The organism is Microvirga sp. M2, assembly GCF_047497095.1.
GTDB lineage: Bacteria > Pseudomonadota > Alphaproteobacteria > Rhizobiales > Beijerinckiaceae > Microvirga.
In genome coordinates this window covers 3,036,779-3,060,229 of record NZ_CP134063.1, presented here as the reverse complement: position 1 = coordinate 3,060,229, position 23,451 = coordinate 3,036,779, and the positions used below count along the sequence as shown (strand labels likewise).

24 protein-coding genes are annotated in these 23,451 nt (G+C 65.4%); 12 read left to right on the top strand and 12 right to left on the bottom strand.

Translation table 11 applies throughout. The features are described 5' to 3' along the window. The first annotated feature begins 1 nt into the window (after position 1). The 3 genes from surE to RE429_RS14510 all read left to right on the top strand — a co-directional run bounded on the left by surE (position 2) and on the right by RE429_RS14510 (position 2,656). Positions 2-763: a 5'/3'-nucleotidase SurE gene (gene surE / locus RE429_RS14520; RefSeq protein WP_414471448.1), complete on the top strand. Its 762-nt coding sequence runs from the start codon at positions 2-4 to the stop codon at positions 761-763. A gap of 11 nt (positions 764-774) precedes the next feature. Further along, complete coding sequence (locus RE429_RS14515) at positions 775-1,455, top strand: protein-L-isoaspartate O-methyltransferase family protein (RefSeq protein ID WP_414471447.1); 681 nt, start codon at positions 775-777, stop codon at positions 1,453-1,455. A gap of 172 nt (positions 1,456-1,627) precedes the next feature. Continuing rightward, the gene (locus RE429_RS14510; protein WP_414471446.1) at positions 1,628-2,656 is read left to right on the top strand and encodes a peptidoglycan DD-metalloendopeptidase family protein; all 1,029 of its coding nucleotides are present in this window, start codon (positions 1,628-1,630) and stop codon (positions 2,654-2,656) included. Between the two features lie 63 nt (positions 2,657-2,719). Here RE429_RS14510 and RE429_RS14505 read toward each other — a convergent pair whose 3' ends face one another. Beyond that, a complete protein-coding gene (locus RE429_RS14505) occupies positions 2,720-3,094 on the bottom strand; it encodes a glyoxalase superfamily protein (protein WP_414471445.1) in 375 nt (124 codons plus the stop codon). Between the two features lie 13 nt (positions 3,095-3,107). Next, the gene (locus RE429_RS14500; RefSeq protein WP_414471444.1) at positions 3,108-3,983 is read right to left on the bottom strand and encodes an ATP-binding protein; all 876 of its coding nucleotides are present in this window, start codon (positions 3,981-3,983) and stop codon (positions 3,108-3,110) included. 202 nt (positions 3,984-4,185) lie between these two features. Here RE429_RS14500 and yajC point away from each other — a divergent pair, with 202 nt between their 5' ends. The 5 genes from yajC to RE429_RS14475 all read left to right on the top strand — a co-directional run bounded on the left by yajC (position 4,186) and on the right by RE429_RS14475 (position 8,406). After that, on the top strand, positions 4,186-4,521 hold the full coding sequence (yajC, locus tag RE429_RS14495) for a preprotein translocase subunit YajC (RefSeq protein ID WP_370436982.1): 336 nt from the start codon (positions 4,186-4,188) through the stop codon (positions 4,519-4,521). Positions 4,522-4,612: 91 nt separating this feature from the next. Beyond that, on the top strand, positions 4,613-6,220 hold the full coding sequence (secD, locus tag RE429_RS14490; RefSeq protein WP_414474209.1) for a protein translocase subunit SecD: 1,608 nt from the start codon (positions 4,613-4,615) through the stop codon (positions 6,218-6,220). 12 nt (positions 6,221-6,232) lie between these two features. Continuing rightward, positions 6,233-7,171, top strand: a complete 939-nt coding sequence (gene secF, locus RE429_RS14485) for a protein translocase subunit SecF (RefSeq protein ID WP_414471443.1) — start codon at positions 6,233-6,235, stop codon at positions 7,169-7,171. A gap of 4 nt (positions 7,172-7,175) precedes the next feature. Next, complete coding sequence (locus RE429_RS14480) at positions 7,176-7,562, top strand: Mth938-like domain-containing protein (RefSeq protein ID WP_414471442.1); 387 nt, start codon at positions 7,176-7,178, stop codon at positions 7,560-7,562. Position 7,563: 1 nt separating this feature from the next. Continuing rightward, positions 7,564-8,406 carry a phytoene/squalene synthase family protein gene (locus RE429_RS14475; RefSeq protein WP_414471441.1) on the top strand — a complete coding sequence of 281 codons (843 nt, stop codon included), beginning with the start codon at positions 7,564-7,566 and terminating at the stop codon, positions 8,404-8,406. A gap of 255 nt (positions 8,407-8,661) precedes the next feature. On the opposite strand, the gene trmFO is transcribed toward RE429_RS14475, so the two are convergent. Further along, on the bottom strand, positions 8,662-10,080 hold the full coding sequence (gene trmFO, locus RE429_RS14470; protein WP_414471440.1) for a methylenetetrahydrofolate--tRNA-(uracil(54)-C(5))-methyltransferase (FADH(2)-oxidizing) TrmFO: 1,419 nt from the start codon (positions 10,078-10,080) through the stop codon (positions 8,662-8,664). Between the two features lie 193 nt (positions 10,081-10,273). Here trmFO and RE429_RS14465 point away from each other — a divergent pair, with 193 nt between their 5' ends. Beyond that, positions 10,274-11,032: an SDR family oxidoreductase gene (locus RE429_RS14465; protein ID WP_414471439.1), complete on the top strand. Its 759-nt coding sequence runs from the start codon at positions 10,274-10,276 to the stop codon at positions 11,030-11,032. Positions 11,033-11,310: 278 nt separating this feature from the next. Here RE429_RS14465 and RE429_RS14460 read toward each other — a convergent pair whose 3' ends face one another. The 3 genes from RE429_RS14460 to RE429_RS14450 all read right to left on the bottom strand — a co-directional run bounded on the left by RE429_RS14460 (position 11,311) and on the right by RE429_RS14450 (position 13,708). Continuing rightward, positions 11,311-11,466: a DUF1127 domain-containing protein gene (locus RE429_RS14460; RefSeq protein WP_414471438.1), complete on the bottom strand. Its 156-nt coding sequence runs from the start codon at positions 11,464-11,466 to the stop codon at positions 11,311-11,313. Between the two features lie 149 nt (positions 11,467-11,615). Further along, entirely contained in the window at positions 11,616-12,722 is a 1,107-nt protein-coding gene (locus RE429_RS14455) for a mechanosensitive ion channel family protein (RefSeq protein ID WP_414471437.1), read from the bottom strand. Between the two features lie 101 nt (positions 12,723-12,823). After that, on the bottom strand, positions 12,824-13,708 hold the full coding sequence (locus tag RE429_RS14450) for a calcium-binding protein (protein WP_414471436.1): 885 nt from the start codon (positions 13,706-13,708) through the stop codon (positions 12,824-12,826). 254 nt (positions 13,709-13,962) lie between these two features. Here RE429_RS14450 and RE429_RS14445 point away from each other — a divergent pair, with 254 nt between their 5' ends. Continuing rightward, on the top strand, positions 13,963-14,742 hold the full coding sequence (locus RE429_RS14445; RefSeq protein ID WP_414471435.1) for a hypothetical protein: 780 nt from the start codon (positions 13,963-13,965) through the stop codon (positions 14,740-14,742). A gap of 93 nt (positions 14,743-14,835) precedes the next feature. Here the strand turns inward: RE429_RS14445 and RE429_RS14440 are convergent, their stop codons facing one another. The 3 genes from RE429_RS14440 to RE429_RS14430 all read right to left on the bottom strand — a co-directional run bounded on the left by RE429_RS14440 (position 14,836) and on the right by RE429_RS14430 (position 16,273). Then, positions 14,836-15,246, bottom strand: a complete 411-nt coding sequence (locus tag RE429_RS14440) for a four-helix bundle copper-binding protein (protein ID WP_414471434.1) — start codon at positions 15,244-15,246, stop codon at positions 14,836-14,838. Between the two features lie 136 nt (positions 15,247-15,382). Next, complete coding sequence (locus tag RE429_RS14435; protein ID WP_414471433.1) at positions 15,383-15,667, bottom strand: porin; 285 nt, start codon at positions 15,665-15,667, stop codon at positions 15,383-15,385. A gap of 54 nt (positions 15,668-15,721) precedes the next feature. Next, the gene (locus RE429_RS14430) at positions 15,722-16,273 is read right to left on the bottom strand and encodes a DUF2231 domain-containing protein (RefSeq protein ID WP_414471432.1); all 552 of its coding nucleotides are present in this window, start codon (positions 16,271-16,273) and stop codon (positions 15,722-15,724) included. A gap of 212 nt (positions 16,274-16,485) precedes the next feature. Here RE429_RS14430 and RE429_RS14425 point away from each other — a divergent pair, with 212 nt between their 5' ends. Further along, on the top strand, positions 16,486-17,631 hold the full coding sequence (locus tag RE429_RS14425; protein ID WP_414471431.1) for a GGDEF domain-containing protein: 1,146 nt from the start codon (positions 16,486-16,488) through the stop codon (positions 17,629-17,631). A gap of 75 nt (positions 17,632-17,706) precedes the next feature. On the opposite strand, the gene RE429_RS14420 is transcribed toward RE429_RS14425, so the two are convergent. Further along, complete coding sequence (locus RE429_RS14420) at positions 17,707-18,516, bottom strand: class I SAM-dependent methyltransferase (protein WP_414471430.1); 810 nt, start codon at positions 18,514-18,516, stop codon at positions 17,707-17,709. A 216-nt stretch (positions 18,517-18,732) separates the two neighbouring features. On the opposite strand from RE429_RS14420, the gene RE429_RS14415 reads away from it, so the two are divergent. Further along, entirely contained in the window at positions 18,733-19,527 is a 795-nt protein-coding gene (locus tag RE429_RS14415) for a hypothetical protein (RefSeq protein WP_414471429.1), read from the top strand. Positions 19,528-19,590: 63 nt separating this feature from the next. On the opposite strand, the gene RE429_RS14410 is transcribed toward RE429_RS14415, so the two are convergent. Together RE429_RS14410 and uvrA are read right to left on the bottom strand one after the other, a co-directional pair. After that, positions 19,591-20,115 (bottom strand): DUF1697 domain-containing protein, encoded by a 525-nt coding sequence (locus RE429_RS14410; RefSeq protein ID WP_414471428.1) that lies wholly within the window; start codon positions 20,113-20,115, stop codon positions 19,591-19,593. Between the two features lie 93 nt (positions 20,116-20,208). After that, positions 20,209-23,178, bottom strand: a complete 2,970-nt coding sequence (uvrA, locus tag RE429_RS14405; protein ID WP_414471427.1) for an excinuclease ABC subunit UvrA — start codon at positions 23,176-23,178, stop codon at positions 20,209-20,211. Positions 23,179-23,451 lie beyond the last annotated feature (273 nt).

Sequence of the window (23,451 nt, the reverse complement as noted above, 5' to 3'; positions counted from 1 at the left end):
CATGCGCATTCTCTGCACCAACGACGACGGCATCCATGCTCCGGGCCTGAAGGCCCTGGAGGCCATCGCACGCGCCTTGTCCGACGATGTGTGGGTCGTGGCGCCCGAAACGGACCAGAGCGGCGTCGCGCACTCGCTTTCCCTCAACGATCCGCTGCGCCTGCGCGAAATTTCCGACCGGCATTTCGCCGTGAAGGGAACGCCCACGGATTGCGTGATCATGGGCGTGCGCGAACTGATGCGCGAGCACAAGCCGGACCTCATCCTGTCCGGCGTCAACCGCGGGCAGAACGCGGCCGAGGACGTGACCTATTCGGGAACGGTGGCCGGGGCGATCGAAGGCACGCTCCTGGGCATTCCCTCCATCGCGTTGTCCCAGGCCTACAGCGCAGGAAACCGCAACGCCCTGAAATGGCACTGCGCCGAGCATCACGGGCCCAAGGTCATCCGCAGGATCCTCGAGACGGGCATCGAGAGCGGCATTCTCGTCAACGTGAACTTCCCGGATTGCGAGCCCGACGATGTCCAGGGCACGGCGGTGGTCCACCAGGGGCAGCGCACGCAGGAGCTTCTGCGGCTCGATGCGCGGCTCGACGGACGGGGCAACCCCTATTACTGGATCGCCTTCGAGCGCGGCCCGTTCACGCCCGGCAACGGAACGGATCTCTGGGCGCTGGCCAACCGGCGCATCGCGGTCACGCCCCTGCGCATCGACATGACCGACGAGCCGACGCTGACCCGCTACGCGCAGGCCTTCGGCTGAGAGGGACCGGGATGAGCCAGGAGCCCTTCTTCTCCGAAGCGGAAAGCCGCAGCGAGCAGGAGGCCATCGGCGTCGCATCCTTCATCCTGTCCCTGCGGGCGAAAGGCATCCGCGACACGGCGCTGCTCAGAGCCATGGAGCTCGTGCCGCGCGACGTGTTCGCCCCGCGGCGCTTCCGCGATTTGTCCCGCACCGACGTCGCCCTGCCGCTACCCTGCGGTCAGACGATGACCGCGCCGGGCACGGTCGCGACCATGCTCCTGGCGCTGGGCCTCGCGCCGGGACAGCGCATTCTCGAAATCGGCACCGGCACCGGCTATGTGAGCGCGCTCATGGCGCATCGCGGGGCGGACGTGACCACGGTCGAGCGCTTCAACACCCTCGCCGAGAGCGCGCGACAGCATCTGAACATCGTCGAGGCGGGCAGGGTGCGCGTGGAGGTGGGCGACGGCCTTGCCGCGCGTGTGCGCGACCGGTTCGACCGCATCCTGCTCAACGGCGCATGGCCCGACATCCCGGCGACGCTGACGTCGCTGCTCGGTGCCGGCGGGCGTCTCGTCGGCGCGCTGGCGGAGGAAGGCGCGCCGCGCCTCGTTCAGATCGACCGCCTTCAGGATGGGGAGTTCAGCCGGAACCTGGGCGGGCCCTTGCGGATTTCCAGGCTGGTCGCAGGCATTGCGGCAACACTCTGATCGAATCGAAAAAATTTCGCGACACGGTTACGACATTTTTCATGGCGTCAACCGTTGCTTAACCTGAACAGCCTTTTAATACCCCCATCAAGTTGCGTGCGGTTGGGGTAATTGAGTCATGCGTTTGCGTGTGTGTTCTGGGCAATGGAGTGCAGTATCGCGGGTCGCTCTGGTGAGCTTGATCGGCAGTGCCGCGGCGGCCTGTAGTGGCGACACCATGCGGTTCTCGGAGAATCCGTTCTCCAACCCGTTCTCCAACAGCGAGCGCGTCGCGCCCGGCACGCCGACGGCGTCTCAGGACACGCCGTCCTATGGCGGGGCTCCCTCCTACGCGGCCGCTCCGATGCCCACCTCGTCCGTCCAGGCGCAGGCGCTTCCCCCGGTGCAGGCTCAGCCGCTGCCCCAGCCTTCGCGCATGGCCGCCGCGCCCGCCCCCATCCAGCCGCGCCCCGCGCCCATGACTCCGCCCGCCGCTCAGCCGAAGATGCGCTTCGTCGATCAGACGAAGGTTGCCGTCTCCGAGCAGCCCGTTCCGGCCGAGCCGGGTCGGCGCACCCGCCCCGGCATGCAGCAGGCCGCGATGCCGGCGCCGGCTCCCATGCAGCCGAGGCCCGCGCCCGTGCAGCAGGTCGCCTCGGCCACGAACGAGCCGCTGGTGTCGCCCGCGCGTCCCCTCCAGCCTCAGAGGGTCGCGGCCATCGAGCCGCAGCCCCTGAAGCCCGCTCCGGTGGTCTCGCAGACGGTTGCTCCGGCTCCCGCCCCTGCGCCCGTTCCGCAGCCTGAGGCCGCGAAGGCCTCGGTGCAGGAGCCCGAACAGACGGCGAGCCTGTCCGCCGGCAACTTCCGGTGGCCCGCCCGCGGCCGCGTCATCGCGGGCTTCGGCGCCAACGGCGGCAACGAGGGCATCAATATCGCGGTCCCCGAGGGCACGCCCGTGAAAGCCGCCGAGGCCGGCACGGTGACCTATGCGGGCAGCGAGGTGAAAGGCTACGGTAACCTGATCCTGATCCGGCACGAGAACGGCTTCGTCTCGGCCTATGCCCATAACAGCGCGGTGAACGTGAAGCGCGGCGAGCAGGTGAAGCGCGGTCAGGTGATCGCTACTGCCGGCCAGACGGGTAACGTGACCTCGCCGCAGCTGCATTTCGAGATCCGCAAGGGCGCGACCCCGGTCGACCCGATGAAGCATCTCGCCGACTGATCCGGCACAAGTTTGGATTGGCTTTCGAGACCCGAGGCCGATCACGCGAGGGGACGGTGGAGCTCAGCCACCGTCCCTTTTTTCGTTCCCGGAATGGGAGAGGATGTTCACGATCTTGCCGAACGGATCCCGGACATAGAAGCGGCGAACGCCCCAGGGCTCGTCGGCGGGTCCGTAGATCGCGGGAAATCCGGCGCCCGTCATGCGCCGGAGCGCTTCGTCGACATCGTCCACTTCGACGGACAGGTCCGGCGTCGGCGTCTCCGAGCCGCCCTGGGTTGCGACGCTGACTTGGACGCTGCCCGGCTCGCTGTTGCCGTAGGTGACGATCCAGCCATGGTCCATCAGCCGCTCGAGGCCGAGAACATCCTCGTAGAAGCGCCTTGCCGCCCCGATGTCGGATGCCGGTATATTGGCGACGATCCGTTTGACCTTCACGGAACGAACTCCCCTAAATCGCCTTTCCCTGGCGTCCGGCGAGATCCTGGATGAACTGCCAGGCCGTGCGGCCGGAGCGGGCGCCGCGGGTCGTGGCCCATTCCAGGGCTTCCGCCCGGATGGCCGCGCGGTCGCCGTCGAGGCCGAGATGGTCGACATAGCCGAAGATCATGTCGAGATATTCGTCCTGGCTGCACTTGTGGAAGCCGAGCCAGAGGCCGAAGCGGTCGGACAGGGACACCTTCTCTTCGATGGCCTCGCCCGGATTGATGGCGGTGGAGCGCTCGTTGTCCATCATGTCGCGGGGCAGGAGGTGGCGGCGGTTGGACGTGGCGTAGAAGATCACGTTGTCCGGACGGCCCTCGATGCCGCCTTCCAGCACCGCCTTGAGGGACTTGTAGGAGGTGTCGTCCGCATCGAAGGACAGATCGTCACAGAAGACGATGAAGCGATGGGGGTCCGCACGGAGCAGGCCCATGAGGTCCGGGAGCGTCTCGATGTCCTCCCGGTGGATCTCGATGAGCTTGAGGGGAAGGGCCTCGGCCGCCTTGGTCGCGTTGATCTCGGCATGGACCGCCTTCACCAGCGACGACTTGCCCATTCCCCGGGCGCCCCAGAGCAGGGCATTGTTGGCCGGAAGGCCCCTGGCGAAGCGGCCGGTGTTCTCGGCGAGTTGATCCCGCACCCGGTCGATGCCCCGGAGCAGGTTCATCTCGACCCGGTTGACCTTCGCCACCGGGGCGAGCCTGCGCCCCGCCGCGTGCCAGACGAAGGCGTCCGCCGCCGCGAGATCCGCCTGGGGAGCGCCGGCCGGGGCCAGGCGCTCCAGGGCGTCCGCGATGCGCTTGAGGAGGGCCATGGATTCGGGGGAGGTGAGGTCGGGGGACATCGGCATCTGACTTCAAGAAAAGGTGAGGAGGTCGTGCTTAGCCCAAAAACCGCTCCCCGGTCCATGCAGGAGCTTTGGGAAAGCCTTCCAACTTCATTGATTTCGTGGAGTCGATGGGTATAGTCCGCCCACTTTCATCCCGTTTGGCGCGGGTGGGCCTCGAAGCAGCGCCTGCCTCGCGCCTTTATCCATGGAGAGCCGCTTGTTCATTTCACCTGCCTTCGCACAAGGGGCCCCCGCGACCGGGGGCGGAATGGATACCATCATCCAGTTCGTCCCGTTCATCCTGATCTTCGTGATCATGTGGTTCCTGATCATCCGTCCGCAGCAGCGCCGGGTGAAGGCTCATCAGGAAATGATCAAGAACGTGCGCCGCGGCGATACCGTCGTCACCTCCGGGGGCATCATCGGCAAGGTCACGAAGGTGCTCGAGGATTCGGCCGATATCGAGGTGGAGATCGCCGATAACGTGAAGGTGAAGGTGGCTCGCGCCATGATCTCCGAGGTCCGCTCGAAGACCGAGCCGGTGAAGGCCTGAAATTAATGACCGGCCCTCGGGCGGGAGCCCTTGAGGGCCGGTCCGCTGCACGACATGTGCAGCAGAGTGTTTGAGAAAGGTTGAGCTGACGATGCTGCGCTTCTCGAAGTCGAAGATCATCGCCACCCTGGCGATCATCATCATCGGTCTCCTGCTGGGGATTCCGAGCATGATGTCGCCTGAGCATCGCAAGGCGTATCTGAGCGCCGTTCCGAGCTGGGTTCCCTCCTGGCTCGTGCCCTCGCGCGCCATCGTGCTCGGCCTCGACCTGCAGGGCGGCTCCCACGTTCTGCTCCAGGTGGACGAGTCGGATCTCGTTCGCGGCCAGATCACCCTTCTGCGCGACGACGTGCGCCGGGTCCTCCGCGACACCCGCGTCGCGTCGCAGAACGGCATTCAGACGATCCCGCGCGGCGTCCAGATCCGCGTGCCGAACGCGGCCGACCGCGAGCGCCTGATGCCGCGCCTGCGCGAGCTCGCTCAACCGATCAGCAACGCCGTTCTCGGCCAGACCGGCAACGCGAGCGTGGCGCTGAGCGACACGCCGGACGGCGCGATCACGCTGACCCTGACGGATGCGGGCATCACCGAGCGGGTGCGCCGCGCGGTCGACCAGTCGATCGAGGTCATCCGCCGCCGTATCGACGCCACCGGCACGACCGAGCCCAGCATTCAGCGCCAGGGCGCGGATCGCGTTCTCGTCCAGGTTCCCGGCCTTCAGGATCCGCAGCAGCTCAAGGCGCTTCTCGGTGAGACCGGCAACCTGGAGTTCCGCCTCCTGGCCCAGCCCGGCGCGACCGACGTGGACATGCTTCCCATGCGTGATGCGAGTGGCCAGCGGGTGCCCGTGGAGCGTCGCGTCATCGCCGAGGGCGGCGACCTGACGGATGCCCAGGCCGCCTTCGATTCGCAGACCAACCAGCCGATCGTGAACTTCCGCTTCAACATCCGGGGCGCGCAGCGCTTCGGCCAGGCGACGACGGAAAACCTCGGCCGCCAGCTCGCCATCGTGCTCGACAACGAGGTGATCTCCGCGCCCACGATCCAGTCGCCGATCACCGGCGGCTCGGGCCAGATCTCGGGCAGCTTCACGGTCGAGCAGGTGAACAATCTCGCGGTCCTGCTGCGCTCCGGCGCGCTGCCCGCCAAGCTGACCATCGTCGAAGAACGCACCGTGGGTCCCGGCCTGGGCCGCGATTCCATCGAGGCCGGCAAGCTGGCGACCTATGTCGCCGCCATCCTCGTCGTGATCTTCATGTTCGCCACCTACGGAGTGTTCGGCCTCATCGCCAACATCGCGCTCCTCGTGCATGTGGGCCTGATCTTCGGCCTCATGTCGGTGCTCGAAGCCACGCTGACCCTGCCGGGCATCGCGGGCATCGTGCTCACCATCGGCACGGCGGTCGACTCGAACGTGCTGATCTACGAGCGCATCCGCGAAGAGGTCCATTCCGGACGCTCCATCGTGTCCGGCATCCAGGCCGGCTTCGACCGGGCCTTCGCGACCATCGTGGACTCCAACAGCACCATGGCCATTGCCGCCGTGATCCTGTTCTTCCTCGGCTCCGGTCCCGTGCGCGGCTTCGCGGTCGTGTTCATTCTCGGCATCCTCACGACGGTGATCACCGCCGTTACCCTGACGCGCATGATGATTGCGCTCTGGTACCAGTGGATGCGTCCCAAAGTTCTTCCGTTCTAAGGAGTGAGTATCGTGCGCCTCGTTCGGCTCTGGCCCGAAAACTCCCACTTCGACTTCATGCGCTTCAGGCGCTTCTCCTTCCCGTTGTCCGCCGTCATCTCGGTGGCGACCGCGATCGTGCTCTACACGGTCGGCCTCAATTTCGGCATCGACTTCAAGGGCGGTACGCTCATGGAGATCCAGGCGAAATCGGGCCAGGCCAACGTCGCTCAGATCCGCCAGACGGCCGAGGGCTTCGGCTTCGGCGACGTGGAGGTGCAGGAATTCGGCGCCGCCGGCGACGTTTCGCTGCGGTTCCCGATCCAGTCGGGCGGCGAGTCCGCACAGGCGGGCGTGGTGCAGAAGGCTCGCGATACCTTCAGCAACGAGTATGAGTTCCGCCGCGTCGAGACGGTCGGCCCGCGCGTGTCGGGCGAGCTCGTCCAGTCCGGCACCATCGGCATCGTGTTCTCGGTGATCGCGGTCCTGTTCTATCTCTGGTTCCGCTTCGAGCGCGAGCTGGCGGTGGCGGCCATCATCGGCACGCTGCACGATATCGTGCTCACCATCGGCTTCTTCGTGATCACGCGGCACGAGTTCAACATGACCTCGATCGCGGCGATCCTCACCATCGTCGGCTACTCGCTCAACGAGACCGTGGTGGTGTTCGACCGCACCCGCGAGCTCATGCGCCGCTACAAGACCATGCCGCCCGAAGAGCTGTTGAACCTCTCGATCAACCACACCATGTCCCGCACGATCATGACGGCGACGACCACAGCGCTTGCGCTGCTGGCTCTCGTGCTCTTCGGCGGACAGGCGATCCAGGGTTTCGCCCAGGTCATGCTCTACGGCGTGGTGATCTGCACCTATTCGGCGATCTGCATCTCCTCGCCCATGCTGATCTATATCGGCCTGCGCGGATCCGAGACCGTCAAGGTGCCGGAGGGCAAGGCCGCAGCCGCGGAGTAAGACGATGAGCGATGGCCGCCTGTATGACGGTTTCGTCCCCGGACGCTTTCCGATCGATTCCTATGGCAATGGCGGCTTTCGCTTCGCGGACATGTCCCATCGCGGCTCGATCCTCGCGCTGCCGTCGGGCATCAAGGCGTGGCCGGTCGGCGCCATGAGGGAGCTCGCCGACGAGGCGCTCGCGCCGATCTTCGCCGAGGCCGAGGAGATCGATCTCCTCCTCTTCGGCACGGGCGCGGAGATCGCGGCGTTTCCGGGACGGTTTCGCGAGCGTTTCCGCGAGGCGGGCATCGGCCTCGACGTGATGCAGACCGGGGCGGCCGCGCGCACCTACAACATCCTCCTGGCGGAAAACCGCAAGGTTGCCGCCGCCCTCATCGCCGTGGGCTGACATGGCCGATCCGCAATCGAATTTCGCCCATTGCGAGGCGCTCGTCCGCGAGGCCGATCCCGACCGCTACTGGGCAAGCCTCCTCGCGCCCGAGGAAAAGCGTCCCTCTCTCCACGCCCTCCATGCCTTCAATTTCGAGATCGCGCGCGTGCGGGAATCCGTGCGCGAGCCGATGCTCGGCGAGATCCGCTTGCAATGGTGGCGCGACGCATTGCAGGGAGAGGCGAGGGGCGACGTGCGCGCCAATCCGGTCGCGGCGGCGCTCGACGATACGATCGTCAGGTTCCGCCTGCCCCGGCAATCGCTCGTGGATCTGATCGATGCCCGGATCTTCGACCTCTACGACGATCCCATGCCGAGCGTGAACGACCTGGAGGGTTATAGCGGCGAGACGTCGTCGAGCCTGATCCAGCTCGCGAGCATCATTCTCTCGGACGGCAAGGACCCCGGCACGGCCGACGCCGCGGGACACGCGGGCGTGGCCTATGCCATCGCGGGTCTCCTGCGCGCGTTTCCGATTCACGCGCGGCAGGGGCAGCTTTATATCCCCACCGACATTCTGGCGCAGCACGGCGTGGTCCGGGACGATATCGTCACCGGGCGAGGCGGCCCGGGCCTCAAGGGAGCGCTGGCCGACATGCGCGCCATGGCCCGCCGCCATCTCGATCAGGCAAGGACGCTGCGCACGACGATTCCGCCAGAGGCCGAACCGGCCTTTCGCCCGCTCGCGCTGGTCGAGCCCTATCTGAAGGCGATGGAGACACCGGATTACGATCCGCTCCACACGCCCATCGACGTTCCGCGATGGCGAAAGATCTGGGCGCTCTGGCGCGGGCCGTTTTAGAGCTCGAACGCCCTTTTCCTCATCGCCGCGCAGGCGGTGTCTACAGCATCGGACGTGAAATCGGACCCACATCCGATGCTGTCAGTTGATGCTTTTGAGCATCTTTTCACCCAAAACCGGTTCCCACTTTTGCGTCCGATGCTCTAGCGACGCGTCGAGGAGACGCGAAACCGCCCCCCGCGGCTGCCTTCGGTATCGTCAGCGGTTATGGATCCCGGGCTCCGCTTCGCGGCCCCGGGATGACTTTAAAACAGCTTACTCCGCCGCGGCGGGCATGTTGGCGGCGGAGAGCCACGCCGACAGATCGGCGCGGGCGCGGTCGGTCAGCATCTTCTTCTTCGCGATGGTCTTGGCCGAGCCGCGCAGTCGCTTGCCGTCCTCGGCCTTCGGCGCCCGGTCGAGGGGCGGGAACAGGCCGAAATTCACGTTCATGGGCTGGAACGAGCGTGGGCCCTCGTCGATGGTCTCGATATGGCCGCCCGTGATGTGGTTGATTAGGGCCCCGAGCGCCGTGGTGTGCGGCAGGGGCTGAATCGGGCGGCCCAGCCGCTCGGCGGCGGCGAAGCGGCCCGTCATGAGGCCCACGGCCGCGCTTTCCACATAGCCCTCGCAGCCGGTGATCTGACCCGCGAAGCGCAGGCGCGGCATCGCCTTCAGGCAAAGCGTCGGATCGAGAAGCTTGGGCGAGTTGAGATAGGTGTTGCGGTGGATGCCGCCGAGCCGGGCGAACTCGGCGTTTTCCAGGCCGGGGATCATGCGGAAGATGCCGGACTGGGCGCCGTATTTCAGCTTGGTCTGGAAGCCCACCATGTTGAACAGGGTGCCGAGCGCATTGTCCTGGCGCAGCTGCACCACCGCATAGGGTTTCCGGTCGGGATGATGCGGATCGGTGAGGCCGACGGGCTTCATGGGGCCGTGACGCAGGGTTTCGCGGCCGCGCTCGGCCATGACCTCGATCGGCAGGCAGCCGTCGAAATAGGGGGTGTTGGCCTCCCATTCCTTGAACTCTGTCTTGTCGCCTTCGATCAGGGCGTCCACGAAGGCCTCGTACTGCTCCTTGGTCATGGGGCAGTTGATATAGTCCTTGCCGGTTCCGCCCGGGCCGACCTTGTCGTAGCGGGACTGGAACCAGGCGACGTCCATGTCGACGGATTCGCGATAGATGATCGGCGCGATGGCGTCGAAGAAGGCGAGCGAGGTCTCGCCCGTGAGCTTCAAGATCGCCTCCGCCAGGGAGGGCGAGGTGAGCGGGCCGGTGGCGATGATGACGGATGTCCAATCCTCCGGCGGAATTCCCGGAATCTCACCGCGCTCGATCGTGACGAGCGGATGCGCTTCGAGAGCGGCCGTGACCGCATCGGAGAAGCCGTCGCGGTCCACCGCCAGCGCGCCGCCCGCGGGCACCTGGTTGGCATCGCCCTTCGCCATGATGATGGAGCCGAGGGTGCGCATTTCCTGGTGCAGCAGGCCGACGGCATTCGTTTCCGCGTCGTCCGAGCGGAAGGAATTGGAGCAGACGAGCTCGGCCAGGCCTTGCGTCTTGTGCGCGTCGGTGCCGCGCACCGGGCGCATCTCGTGGAGGATGACGGGAACGCCGGCCTGCGCGATCTGCCAGGTGGCTTCCGAACCGGCGAGCCCGCCGCCGATGACGTGAATAGGTTCGATCTTGCTCATGGTCATCCTCTTAGCGCATCGTGCGAAAAAAGTGGCCCCGGTTTTTCGCAAGAACGATGCGCGGCTCAAAGACTTGAGCATCGAATGTGTCCCAAAAGTGGATCGCACTTCCGGGGCCGGTGCCTGCGGCCTTGTTGACTCCCGCAGGGGGGGCTGGTCAAGGTGAGCCGGCGTTTTCGAGGAGGTTCGCGCCATGCAATCCATGCGACCGGTGGTGTTTATTACGGGCGGCAGCCGGGGCATAGGGGCGTCGATAGCGCAGATGGCGGCCGCGCGGGGCTACGATGTGGCGATCACCTATCGGACCGAGCGCGAGGCCGCCGAGGCGGTGCTCGCCGCCTGCCGGGCCTCCGGCGCCAGGGCCTTGGCCTGTCAGGGCGACGTGGCCGTGGAGGCGGATGTCATCCGCATGTTCGACGAGGCCGAGGCGGGCCTGGGGCGCCTCTCGCATGTGGTGAACAATGCGGGCGTGACCGGCAAGTCCGGCCGCCTGGAGGATGCCTCGGCCGAGGTTCTGCGCAGCTGCATCGACATCAACGTCACCGGGGCCCTGTTCGTGGCCCGCGAGGCGGCCCGGCGGCTCTCGACCGGGAGAGGCGGCCACGGAGGCTCCATCGTCAACATATCGTCGGCCGCCGCCAGGCTCGGGAGCTCCGGCGAATACGTCTGGTATGCGGCCTCGAAGGGCGCGATCGATTCCCTCACGGTGGGCCTCGCCCGGGAGCTGGCGCTGGACGGCGTGCGCGTGAACGCGGTCTCGCCGGGCATGACCCAAACGGATATTCACGAGCGCAGCACCCAGGATCTCGGGCGTCTGGAGCGCCTGAAGCCCTTCATTCCCATGCAGCGGATCGGGGAGCCCGAGGAGGTCGCGGAGGCCGTGCTGTTCCTGATGTCGGGTGCGGCGTCCTATATCACGGGCGCCAATCTGCCGGTCACGGGCGGGCGCTAGAGCCTTTTCCGCGAAAGTGGATGCCGGTTTTGCGTGAAAAGATGCTCAAAAGCATCAACTGACAGCATCGGATGTGGGTCCGATGTCAAGTCCGATGCTGTAGGCGGCATGCCCCGATGTCCGGGACAGGAATTTCCCGCCTTGCCGGGCCGCTCTTCGAGAGGCCTTCAAGACGAGGATGGCCGCGCCAAGCGCGGCCATGACGGGAAGACTGTTGCCCCAAAAGAAAACGCCCGCTTGCGGCGGGCGTAAATCCATTGCTGCAGTGCAGCTATATATTACGCGGTGGCGTGCTCGCGGGCGATGCTGTCGATCTGGAAGCGGGAAATGCCGAGATCGTCGAGCTCGCGGTCCGACAGGAGCGACAGCTCACGGACGGTTTCGCGATAACGCATGTAAGCGCGGACTTTAGCGAGGATGTAGGACACGAACATTGGGAACCTCCTTCAGTGAGCCGGCCCCTGTGACCGGCGGCCTTTGTTCTTGCGTGTGCAATGCAGCATATAGGCCTGTGCGCCGCAAAAGAGGAGTGGTAATAATGTAGATCAGTTATGCTTTAGTAGCATACCGCTTTAAGGCCCCGTTAATGGGGCCTGCGCTCCTGTAGGGCCTCCTGCCCGGGGCTGACGAACTCCGTCCTGGTGCGGGGAAGCGCCTGAGGGTAGGTTTCGAGCAGCCAGGCGACGAGCTTCTCGCGCACCTCGTTGCGCAGGTCGGACGAGGCTCCCGAGGAGCCCGCGCTCATGAGGCCCCGGATCTGGAGGGTGGTCTCCTTCGCGTCGGTGACGTGCAGAACGCCCACCTGGCGGTCCCAAAGATTGGATTCTCCAAGGAGTTCCAGGAACTTGGCGCGGACCTCATCGATCGGCGTCGCGTAGTCCACATACCAGAAGACCGATCCGAGGATCGAGCTCGATTGGCGGGTCCAGTTCTGGAAGGGCTTTTCCATGAAATAGGACAGGGGCACGACCATCCGGCGCCAGTCCCAGAGGCGAATGACCACATAGGTGGTCTGGATCTCTTCCACGGTGCCGAACTCGCCTTCGAGCAGCACCTCGTCCCCGAGCCGGATCGGCTGGGCGATGGCGAGCTGGACGCCCGCGATGAGGTTCGAGAGCACCGGCCGCGCCGCCAGACCGACGGCCAGGCCAGCGACGCCCGCCGAGGCGAAGAGGCTGACGCCGTATTGCCGCACGGACGGAATCGTCATGAGCATCGCGGAAAAGGTGAGAAAGCCCAGTCCGAACACGATCGTCCGGCGCAGCAGACGCACCTGGGTGAGGAGCTTGCGGCTCAGGACGCTGTCCTCGGAGCCTCTCAAAGCGCGGCGGAGATAGATCTCCGAGGCCGTGTTGACGATGGTGATCGCGCTCCAGCCCAGGAAGACGATGAAGCCGAAGAGCAGAACCCGCTCGAACAGGTCGTAGCCCGGTCCCCGCCTCGGCAGGACCTGCACCACGAGGCCGAGACCCATCACCAGCAGTCCGAGCCTGGTGGGCGGGCCGATTCTGTGCAGCAGCTTGCGCCCGAATTCCGCCAGTCGCCCTCTCAGCGCCAGTCGCAACGCGTGGAAGAGAAGCGAGTGGAGGAAGAAGAGCAGAAAGGCCGCGACCACGAGAAAGGCGATGTTGACCAACCAGCTCGGCCACAAGCCCTGCCATCGCTCGAGAGCGTTGGTGAGAGTCAGCATGATGTCCTGCATGGGAGCGGAACGCCATGGCCGGGAAGGTGTTCCCAAAAGAACAGCCCCGGCCGGGCCGAGGCTGAGATCCTTGCAGACATCGCCGCAAGTTAGAGCACGTAAAAATCGGCCTTCGTGATGGCGAGGCCCGCTTTCAACTGGGCGATCTTGATCGCCGCCATGCTGCCGATGCCGTCGGGGTCGTAGAGAAGGGCGCCCGTGCCCTTGTTGTAGATGATGCGGTCGGTGGAATCGGCCGCGGCCGGGCCGACCCGGAACGCCGCCGCGGAGAGCCAGCCGTCGGGTCCGACCCTCGTGAAGATCTTGTTGTCGAGCATGATCGTGTCGTCGCGCGGGTTGAAATCCGTGATCGTGTCGACATTGGTGCGCGAGGGCGTCGCATCGAACACGAAGTAGTCCCGTCCCGGGCCGCCCGTCAGGGTATCGCTGTCGAGGCCGCCGCTGAGATAGTCGCTGCCATAGCCGCCATTGAGAGAGTCGCGGCCGGTGCCGCCGTAAAGATCGTCGTCCCCGTCGAGGCCGTAGAGCCTGTCGTTGCCGGCATCGCCGAAGACGATGTCCGCGCCGCCATAGGAATAGACGACGTCGTTGCCGTAGCCGCCGCGGATCACGTCCGCATAATCGTTGCCATAGAACGTGTCGTTGCCCCTGTTGAGCGCCACGTACCAGTCGTAGCTGTTCAGGTCGTCCACCGTCGTGTGGAGATTGAGGCCCTTGATCGAGAGCACGGCGAAGCCGTTGTTCTCATAGAGCAGGTCGTCGATGATCACGTCGTAGCCGTTGCTCCAGTACCAGGCCGAGTAGCGGTCGACGAGAGAGCTGCCGTTCACGTCGAAGATGGCGAGGTCGCCGTCGTCGTAGATGGTAACGGTTTCGATGTACGGACTGGCGCTGACGAAGGACCAGCCGGACGGAGTGGTGCCGGACATGTTGAAACCGACACCGGCGGTGTTGAACGCTTGAAAGATGGCCATGGCGGCACATTCCTGCTGGGTCACTGACAAGCGCCACTCTATCGGGGCAAATCTGAATTTAAGCTGCACAATGCGCGGAAAGACTTGGTAGCGTTAATGCTTCCTGAGCGGCGCCGGTGCGTTGCAGGTCGCAAGATGAACAGATATTCATCAGAACTCGTTGAGTAATGACATCATTCGTTACTCAAGGTGGCGGAACAGTCATTTCCGGTGCGCGTTCTCACTCCGATTTATAGTTAAACGGAGATGAATAGATGAAGAAAATCGCCCTTGGTGCGGCTCTTCTGCTGTTGAGCGGCACGGCCTATGCGCAGACGACGAACTCGAACAGTTCGTCGACCTCGACCTCCGACACCCGGATGACGGTGCCTGACAGGCAGCATTCGGGCGCAACGGAGCAGGCCACCGGCTCCGTCCGGGACGGCGCGAGCACGAGCGTTCGGTCCAACGTGTCGACCCGCGAGCATGGCAGCACACGCGTCGGCGTGGGTGTCGAGCGCCGCGAGCGCACGGGTGTTTCGGTTCGCTCCCGCACCGTGCGCGCGGTCGAGGAGCCGAGCGTCTCCGTCCGCCGCCACCGCAGCGTCACCACCATCGAAGAGCCGGACACCGAGGTCCGCCATACGGTGATCAAGAAGAAGCCTTCCACCAAGAAGGTGGTGCTGAAGAAGAGAAACACGAAGAAGGTTGCCGTCAAGAAGCGTCATTACCGGGTGGTTGAGGAGCCGGTGGAGGTGCGTCGCCGCACGGTCCGTCGTTATGAGGAGGTGAGCGAGCCACGCGTCTCCGTGACCCGCCGCACGACGGTCCGGACCCGCCATGAAGCGCCGTCGGTCGGCGTCTCCGTGGAGCAGCGCCGCAGCTCGACCCGCACGTCCACGGACGTGAACACGTCGCGCTCTCCCTCGACGACCGGCTCGGTCTCGACCCGCAGCACGTCGACCGGCAGCGCGTCCTCCGAGAGGAACAACGACGCGACGTCGTCCCGGCGGATGCCGGCTCAGCAGCAGGGCGGCAGCTCGACGGCACAGTAAGGCCTCTGCTTTCGCTACGGATGACGAAAGGGCCGGTTTCCGGCCCCTTCGCATCGATGGATGTCCATAAGGCCCCAATCTCGCCGCGCGGGATCAGTGGCGGGCGCCCATGCTGTCGAGGGCTTGCCGGCAAGCCTGTTCGCAGCGGCGGCAGGCCTCGGCGCAGACCCGGCAATGCTCGTGCTGCTTGGCGTGGCGCTCGCATTCCTCTCCGCACAGGCCACAGGCGGCCATGCAGGCGTTGAGCATGTGCCGGATGACGTCCTCGTTGGTGCCGGTCCGCCGGGTCGCGACCGCGCCGGTCGCCATGCAGATGTCGGCGCAATCCATGTTCAGGCGGATGCATTGCGTGAGCTGGGCGACCATCGGCTCGCCGAGGCAGGCATCGGCGCAGGACGTACAGGTCTGCGCGCAGTCGAAGCATTCTTCGATACAGCGGATCAGGGCGTCGTTGGCGTTCCCTTTGACATGCGGATGGGTGCTGATCATCTCGCGGGCGTGCATGGCGATCTCCTCGAATGGTGTGGGGGGGGCTTGCGGGAAGCTCGGCAAAAGCCATTGGCCGGCAAGCATGGAGCCAATCGGAGAGCGCCGGGATGGTTCCGGCTCGAGGTTCGTCGCGTTCAAGGAAGCCGGTGCGTCAGCGACGGACGCCGTCGACGCTGATGAAGGCCCTCACCGGGCCGTACTCGGTCTGCTTCCTGACATCCATCTGGACGCGGCCGCTGGTCTGATTCGTCATGGTGTCCGACACTCGCCCTCGGGACGAACGGAGAATCGTCTCGGCCCGCACACGGCCGCTGATGCGCACGCAGGTGGTGGAATCCTGAAGCTGGGCGAAACCGGGAGGGCAGGGCGAGGCCGCCATGGCGGAGCTGCCGCAAGCTGTCAGAGCTGCCGATAGGATGAGGGCGACCTGTTTCATGGGCCCGCAGTCTAGCTGCTGGAGGCCCGAAAGGAAACCTGAACGGCCAAGGTGTCAGAGCCGGCCCGTCCCGGTACGGCGGCCGGAAGCTCCCGCGACGCCGGCCCGGTCGACTTCCACATGGAACTGTTCGGCTTTCGGGCTGTCGTCCTCGATCGCGCCGATGCGGTAGCGGTAAGCCATCTCGCCCCCGAGCCAGCCGCTGAAGAGAAGCAGCACCGTCTGCACGGCCGAGAGCCAGATGCCCCATCCCTGGACGCCAGCGGCCGGGTCGCCCAGGCGAACGCCCATATTCACCAGGGCAAGGGCGACGACCACCAGGTTCGCGATCATGTGGGTCCAGGAAATCCAGAGAGTCCTGACCCGGTCGATGGTCACGAAATCGATCAGTCCCGGAAGGGCGGCGACGAGCGCCATGACGATGCCCGCGATCAGCAGCCAGTAGGAGGCTTCGGCCCAGAACGGGTTGGCGGTGCTCACGAAAGCGATGTCGGTGGCGAGGGCGCCGATAAGGAAGGCGATGGGGAAAACGACCAGCATATGATGGAGGGGGTGCCCGGCAATCGCTGCCGTGCTTTCCACTCCGTAACGATGAAATCGGCCCATGTGGCACTCCCATGAATGCGATATGAAGAAGAATGCCGCGGCCAATGCTTCGTTCCTGCTCCCCTGGCTGCATGCGGCGATGATACAGTGCACGGGGGCTGGACATCCGAAGGTTAATCGAACATAGCACGGTAATCATTATCGAGGGTGAGGGGCATGCAGGAGCTCCTTTACTGCTGCCGTAGTCTAATCGAATCCTTGCCGCTGCTTTGATGACCTTAGATCCCGTCACCCTCAATGCTGCCTTCGTCCTGCTCGCGCTTGTTCTCGGCGCGCTGCTCGTCTTCTCATGGGCGCTCAACCAGAAGGTCCGTGCTCTCCTGCCATGGGGAGCGGCCTTTTGCCTGATCGCAAGCGGCTTTGCCGTCGCGAACCTTGGCCGGCCGCTCAATTCCTACCCGGCGCTCATGGCGGGCAATGCCCTCGGGCTCATGTCCTATGTGGCGCTTTACGCCGGATGCCGGTCCTTCAACGATCGCAGGGGCTTCCCCGTGCCGATTCTGGCGGGGGTCGTGCTGTGGATCCTGGCGTTCCCTTTCATCTATGAGAGGCAGGACTACCGGCTGATCCTGGTTGCCCTGACGACCGGCACCTATTCATTGCTCAGCGCCTGGGAACTCTGGCGGCATGCCAGGCAGCCTCTCGCCTCCCAGCGGATCGCCGTGGTCCTCCTGATCCTCCTGGCGATCTTCAACATCATGCGGACCTGGCCCGGAATCGCGCTGACGTCGATCCCCTGGTTCGATGCCCTGGCCCGTCGCTGGTCGTCCGAGATGGCCCTCTTCCTCGTGGTCTTCACGCCGACGCTTGCCTTCATTTTCCTGTCCATGGCGAAGGAAAGCGTGGAGATGGGCTACAAGCAGGCTGCCTTGCTCGATCCCCTGACCGAAATGCCCAACCGACGCGGGTTCATGCAGAGCGCGGCCCGACTGATCGGAGCCAGGGAGGGCAAGCCCGTCAGCTGCCTCGTTTTCGATCTCGATAATTTCAAGCGCATCAACGACGTCTTCGGCCACGATGCGGGCGACAAGGCCTTGCGGCTCTTCGGGCAGGTCATGGCCAAACATCTTCCCCCGCAAACCTTCGGGCGGCTCGGGGGTGAGGAATTCGCCGCGATCCTGCCGATGGAGATGGAGAAGGCCGTCGCTCTTGCCGAGGCCATCAGGGCCGACTTCTCCGGCGCGGGAAAGACGACGCCCGGCCCGCACGTTCCGGCGACCGTCAGCGTGGGGTGCTCGGCAGCCACCCATGCAACCCTCGAGGCGCTGCTCCAGGAGGCAGACCTGGCGCTCTATCGGGCGAAAGATCACGGCCGGGACGTCGTGATGCCGGGATTTCCGCTCAAGGCGGCTCAATAGACAGACGCTTCAGACAGACGCTTCCTGGTTCGAGGCTCCGGCTCCTGCACGATGCGCTCGATCCTCGCCGGAGCCTCAGCGTAGCGCCGTCACGACGAGCGCCCTCATGCGATTTTCGATGGTTCCGTCGCCCCATCGATCGGCGAGAGCCTGCGCGGCCCTCTCCGCGACCTCGTCGAGGCGGCCCGGGGCGCGGGCTTCGAGTTCCCCGCGAAGCGGGGTTCCCTGGGTCAGACCGACGGCGGCGTCCCGGGCCGTCGGGGCATGGGTCGTTTTCTCGACGGGCTCGATGGTGATGGTCTCGAAGCCCGCCCTCTGGAGTTCTCCCCGGATGCGATCCTCATCGAAATAGCCGAAGGGCATCCTTTCGAAAAAGCGCGGCGGGTCGTCGGGGAACATCTCGATGGCCCGATCCGAAACGACCTTGCTCACCATGTTCGCATCCAGCCTGTCCCAGACGTTGAACAGAAAGCGCCCGCCGGGCCTGAGGACACGCAGGGCCTCCCGGAAGGCGGCCGTCTTGTCGGGAAAGAACATCACGCCGAACTGACACACCACGGCATCGAAGGACCCGTCCTCGAAGGGGAGGGCTTGGGCGTCCATCTGGCGCCATGTCACGTTGGGCGCCTGAAGCTTCGTCTGGGCGAGATCGAGCATGGCCTGATTGAGGTCGGTCGCGACGATCTCGACGCGGGGCGGAAGCGCAGCGACCAAGGCGCGGGTCACGATGCCCGTGCCCGCCGCCGTTTCCAGAATCCTGCCCGAGGCGAGGTCGCGCAGGCGCTCTGCGAGATCCTCCGCAAAGGGCTGGAAGATGAGCGATCCGAGATATTGCTCGTAGAGGGCCGGGATCGAGCCGGCAAAGGCCGTGTCGGTAGCGCCCATCGTCTCCTCCACCGGGAAGGACTCATCATCCTGCCCGTGACGAGAGCCTGCAATAGCCTCAAAGGGGTAGGGCCAGGATCGCAGCGGGACGCCTTCTCCGGAAGGAGCCGGGCCGGGGCGGCTCCCCGGAAAAGCCATGGCGTTGCGAATGCCGGTATGTTGACCTGTGCGGCATGGACGGGCGGGGGCCAGAGCGGAGGTCGGGGAGGCAAAAGCATGACGGCCATTCTGCTATTGCCGTCCTGGTTGGGCGCGGTCGTCGCGATGCTGATCGCCGTCGCCGCGTCGGCGCTCCCGCTCGCCATCGTCGGCAGGCGCATCCGGGACGAGCTGTCGCCATCGGCGCGCGAAGTGACGGAAACGGTCGCCGTCCGGATCGGCACGATCCACGGCCTCATCCTGGCGCTCGTCTTCGCGGACGCGCAATCGACCCACACGAACCTGCAGCAGGAGGTCTCGAAGGAGATCGCCACCATCGAGCATGTGGCGCTTCAGCTCGACCAATGGGACGGTCCGGAGAAAATCGAGCTCCGAAGCCGGCTTGCGGCCTATGTCGAAGCCGTTCTGCAGCACGAGTGGCGGGCCGATGCCCGTCCCCAGGGCAGCAAGGAGGCGGGACGCGCCTACAGCGATCTCGATGTCAGCATTCTCAACCTGAAGGCCGATACCCTCCAGGAGCAGTCGCTGCGCAACCGCATGATCATGAACATGGATAACCTTCAGGATCACCGGAAAGCCCGGCTGGCGCTTCTTCATCGCGGCCTGCCCGGCCTGTTCTGGTGGATGGCCATGGTAGGCTTCGGCATCATCGCGGCGTTCTTCCTGGTCTTTCCCGCGTCGCCCACCCATATCGCCATTCTCTCCGTCTACGGAGCCTATACGGGGCTTGCGCTCTATTTCATCCTCGCCCTGAGCCATCCCTATGCGGGCCCGGCCACGATCGACACCACGCCCTACGAGGCCGTGCTCGATGAGGAACTCGAGGCTCCGAAGGTGACTTCGACCCCATAGGACCGCGCCGCCTATTTGACGGCGAGCCGGCTCCGCTTCTCCGAAAGTCCTCCGGGGCCGGGCTTAGGCGACTTCCGCGCGCTCCGCCGCCATGGCGGCGAGCTTGGCGATCGTGTTCATATTTCGCGCCGTTCCGGTTCGTGCAGCGGGGATCTGCAGCTTGGATCGCCCCATCCCGTCGCCGTAATGGACGTAGATCTCCCGCGATCCGAGCCGCATGTCCTCTCCGTCCTGCCCCGTGACGCTTGCCAAGGCATCGGGAGGCGGCGCCGCGTCGAGGAAGATCGCCACGGTCCGGTTCGGGGCGGCGTCCGGGAACGGGTTCCCGGCCAGCACATCGGCCATCTGAGCCGCCGTTCGAACGAGCACGCCCAGGGGCTTGCCCGCATAGGCCCGCAGTTTCGCCTCCAGGATCGCCTTGACCTCGGCCTCCGTCGTCCCGCTCTCGAAGACGACGTTGCCGCTCGCGATGAAGGTCCGGACCGCCTGAAAGCCTGCGCTCTCGCACAGATGCTTCAAGTCGCTCATGGGCAGCTTGCCCGTCCCGCCGACATTGACGGCGCGCAGGAGGGCGATATAGGCGGGCATGGCGGGCTCTCTCTCCTGTGATCGCCACCAAAAGGCCATACGGCAGCGAGCGCAATGGCATCGGGCCGATGGCCGGAGGGCCCAAGGAAGCGGTTATTCCGCCGCTTCCTGCCGGGGCACCTTCTTGGTCTTCTTGCCGGCGTCCTTGGCCGGGGCTTCCTTCTTCAAGGGCCTGCGCTCCAGCACTTCCTTGAGGAAGCGGCCGGTATGGCTGTCATTGGACTTGGCGATGTCCTCGGGTGTGCCCTCGGCCACGATCTGGCCGCCGCCGCTGCCGCCTTCGGGACCCATGTCGATCACCCAGTCGGCGGTCTTGATGACTTCGAGGTTATGCTCGATCACCACCACGGTATTGCCCTGGTCCACCAGCTCGTGCAGCACCTCCAGGAGCTTGGCGACATCGTGGAAATGAAGGCCCGTGGTGGGCTCGTCGAGGATGTAGAGCGTGCGGCCGGTGGCCCGCTTGGACAGCTCCTTCGAGAGTTTGACACGCTGGGCCTCGCCGCCCGAGAGCGTCGTCGCCTGCTGTCCCACATGCACGTAGTCGAGGCCGACGCGGGCGAGCGTCTGCATCTTCTCGCGGATCGAGGGCACGGCCTTGAACAGGTCGCGGGCTTCCTCCACCGTCATGTCGAGCACGTCGGCGATGGACTTCTCGCGATACTTCACCTCCAGCGTCTCGCGATCGTAGCGCTTGCCCTTGCACACGTCGCAGGTGACGTAGACGTCGGGCAGGAAGTGCATCTCGATCTTGATGACGCCGTCGCCGGTGCAGGCCTCGCACCGGCCGCCCTTCACGTTGAAGGAGAAGCGGCCCGCCTGGTAGCCGCGCGCCTTCGCTTCGGGGAGGCCCGCGAACCATTCGCGGATCGGCGTGAAGGCGCCGACGTAGGTGGCCGGGTTCGACCGCGGCGTGCGGCCGATGGGCGACTGGTCGATGTCGATGACCTTGTCGAGATGCTCCAGGCCCTCGATGCGCTCGTGCGGGGCGGGATGCTCCAGCGCTCCGTTGAGCTTGCGCGCCACCGCCTTGTAGAGCGTGTCGATGACGAGGGTGGACTTGCCGCCCCCGGACACGCCTGTGATGCACGTGAAGGTGCCGAGCGGGATCTCGGCCGTCACGTTCTTGAGGTTGTTGCCCTTCGCGCCGACCACTTTGAGCATGCGCTTCGGATCGCGTTTGCGCCGCTCTCCCGGCACCTTCACGGACATCTCGCCCGTCAGGTACTTTCCGGTGATCGATTTCGGGTTCTTCATGACCTCGTCGGGCGTGCCCTCGGCGACGATCCGGCCGCCGTGGATGCCCGCGCCCGGGCCGACGTCGAACACGTAATCGGCCTGGAGGATCGCATCCTCGTCGTGCTCCACGACGATCACGGTGTTGCCGAGGTCGCGCAGGCGCTTGAGCGTCATCAGCAGGCGGTCGTTGTCGCGCTGGTGGAGACCGATCGAGGGCTCGTCGAGCACGTAGAGAACGCCCGTCAGGCCCGAGCCGATCTGCGACGCGAGGCGGATGCGCTGGCTCTCGCCGCCCGACAGCGTGCCGGACGAGCGCGCGAGCGTGAGGTATTCCAGGCCCACATCGACCAGGAAGGTCAGGCGGTCGCGGATTTCCTTCAGGATCCGGCCGGCGATCTCGTTCTGCTTCTTGTTGAGCTTCTTCGGAAGGGCGCCGAACCAGACATGGGCGTCCTTCACGGACAGCGCCGTCGCGTCGCCGATGTCGGAGCCCGCGATCTTCACCGCCAGGGCCTCGGGCTTCAGGCGCTTGCCGCCGCAGGATTCGCACGGCGTCTCGCTCATGAAGCGGCCGATCTCCTCGCGGGCCCAGTCGCTCTCGGTTTCCTTGTAGCGGCGCTCCAGGTTCGGGATCACGCCCTCGAAGGGCTTTTTCACCTCATAGGCGCGCAGGCCGTCGTCATAGGCCATGCAGATGGGATCGCCGTCCGAGCCGTAGAGGATCGCGTCGCGCACCTTCTCGGACAGCTCGGCCCAGGGCTTCGTCATGGAAGCCTTGTAGTGCTTGGTGATCGCCTCCAGGGTCTGGCCGTAATAGGGCGAAGTCGACTTCGCCCAGGGCAGGATCGCGCCGCGCTTCAGGGACAGCGCCTCGTCCACCACCAGGGCCGGGTCGATGCGCATCTCGTGGCCGATGCCGCCGCAGGTGGGGCAGGCGCCGAAGGGGTTGTTGAACGAGAACAGGCGCGGCTCGATCTCGGGGATCGTGAATCCGGAGACCGGGCAGGCGAACTTGGACGAGAAGACGATGCGCTTGGGCTGGCCCTTGTCGTCCTTCTCGTCCGCATATTCGACGACGGCGATCCCGTCGGTGAGCTCGAGGGCCGTCTCGAAGGAATCAGCGAGGCGCGCCGCGATGTCGGCGCGGACCACGATGCGGTCCACCACCACGTCGATATCGTGCTTGAATTTCTTGTCGAGGGCAGGGGCCTCGTCGATGGCATAGTATTCGCCGTCGATCTTCAGGCGCTGGAAGCCCTTCTTCTGGAACTCGGCGATCTCCTTGCGGTACTCGCCCTTGCGGCCGCGCACCACCGGGGCCAGCAGGTAGAGCCTCGCCTTCTCCGGAAGCTCCAGGACCCGGTCCACCATCTGGCTGACGGTCTGGCTCTCGATGGGAAGGCCGGTCGCCGGAGAATAGGGAATGCCGACACGCGCCCAGAGCAGGCGCATGTAGTCGTAGATCTCGGTCACCGTGCCCACGGTCGAGCGCGGGTTCTTCGACGTGGTCTTCTGCTCGATGGAGATGGCGGGCGAGAGGCCGTCGATCTGGTCCACGTCCGGCTTCTGCATCATCTCCAGGAACTGGCGGGCGTAGGCCGAGAGGGACTCGACGTAGCGTCTCTGGCCCTCGGCGTAGATCGTGTCGAAGGCGAGCGACGACTTGCCCGAACCGGACAGGCCCGTGAAGACGACGAGCTGGTCGCGGGGGACCATCAGGTCGACGTTCTTGAGGTTGTGCTCCCGCGCCCCGCGCACGGAGATCACGCGCGCATTGGGATCTCCCGCCTTGGCGCGGTTGAACAGCTCGTCGAGTTTGGCCATGGCCCAGCTAGCCTTCAAAAATGGGGGAAGCGGCCATGAACGGCCGGCTCCGGGATATGTGATGTCTGTGCCGCCGATGCAATGCGGCGGATGATTCCATATCCCAAACCTAGAACAAAGAGGGTACGCGGGGCAACCGTCAACCAAAGCGAATTGTCGGTGGCCGCAGGCTCTGCTTCCTAGGCAAATATATCGGCCGCGCGAGAGAAGTCGGATTCAGGGCAAATGTGAACTCGCCGCCGGCCGACTTCAGCTTCGCAGCCCGTGCGGCAT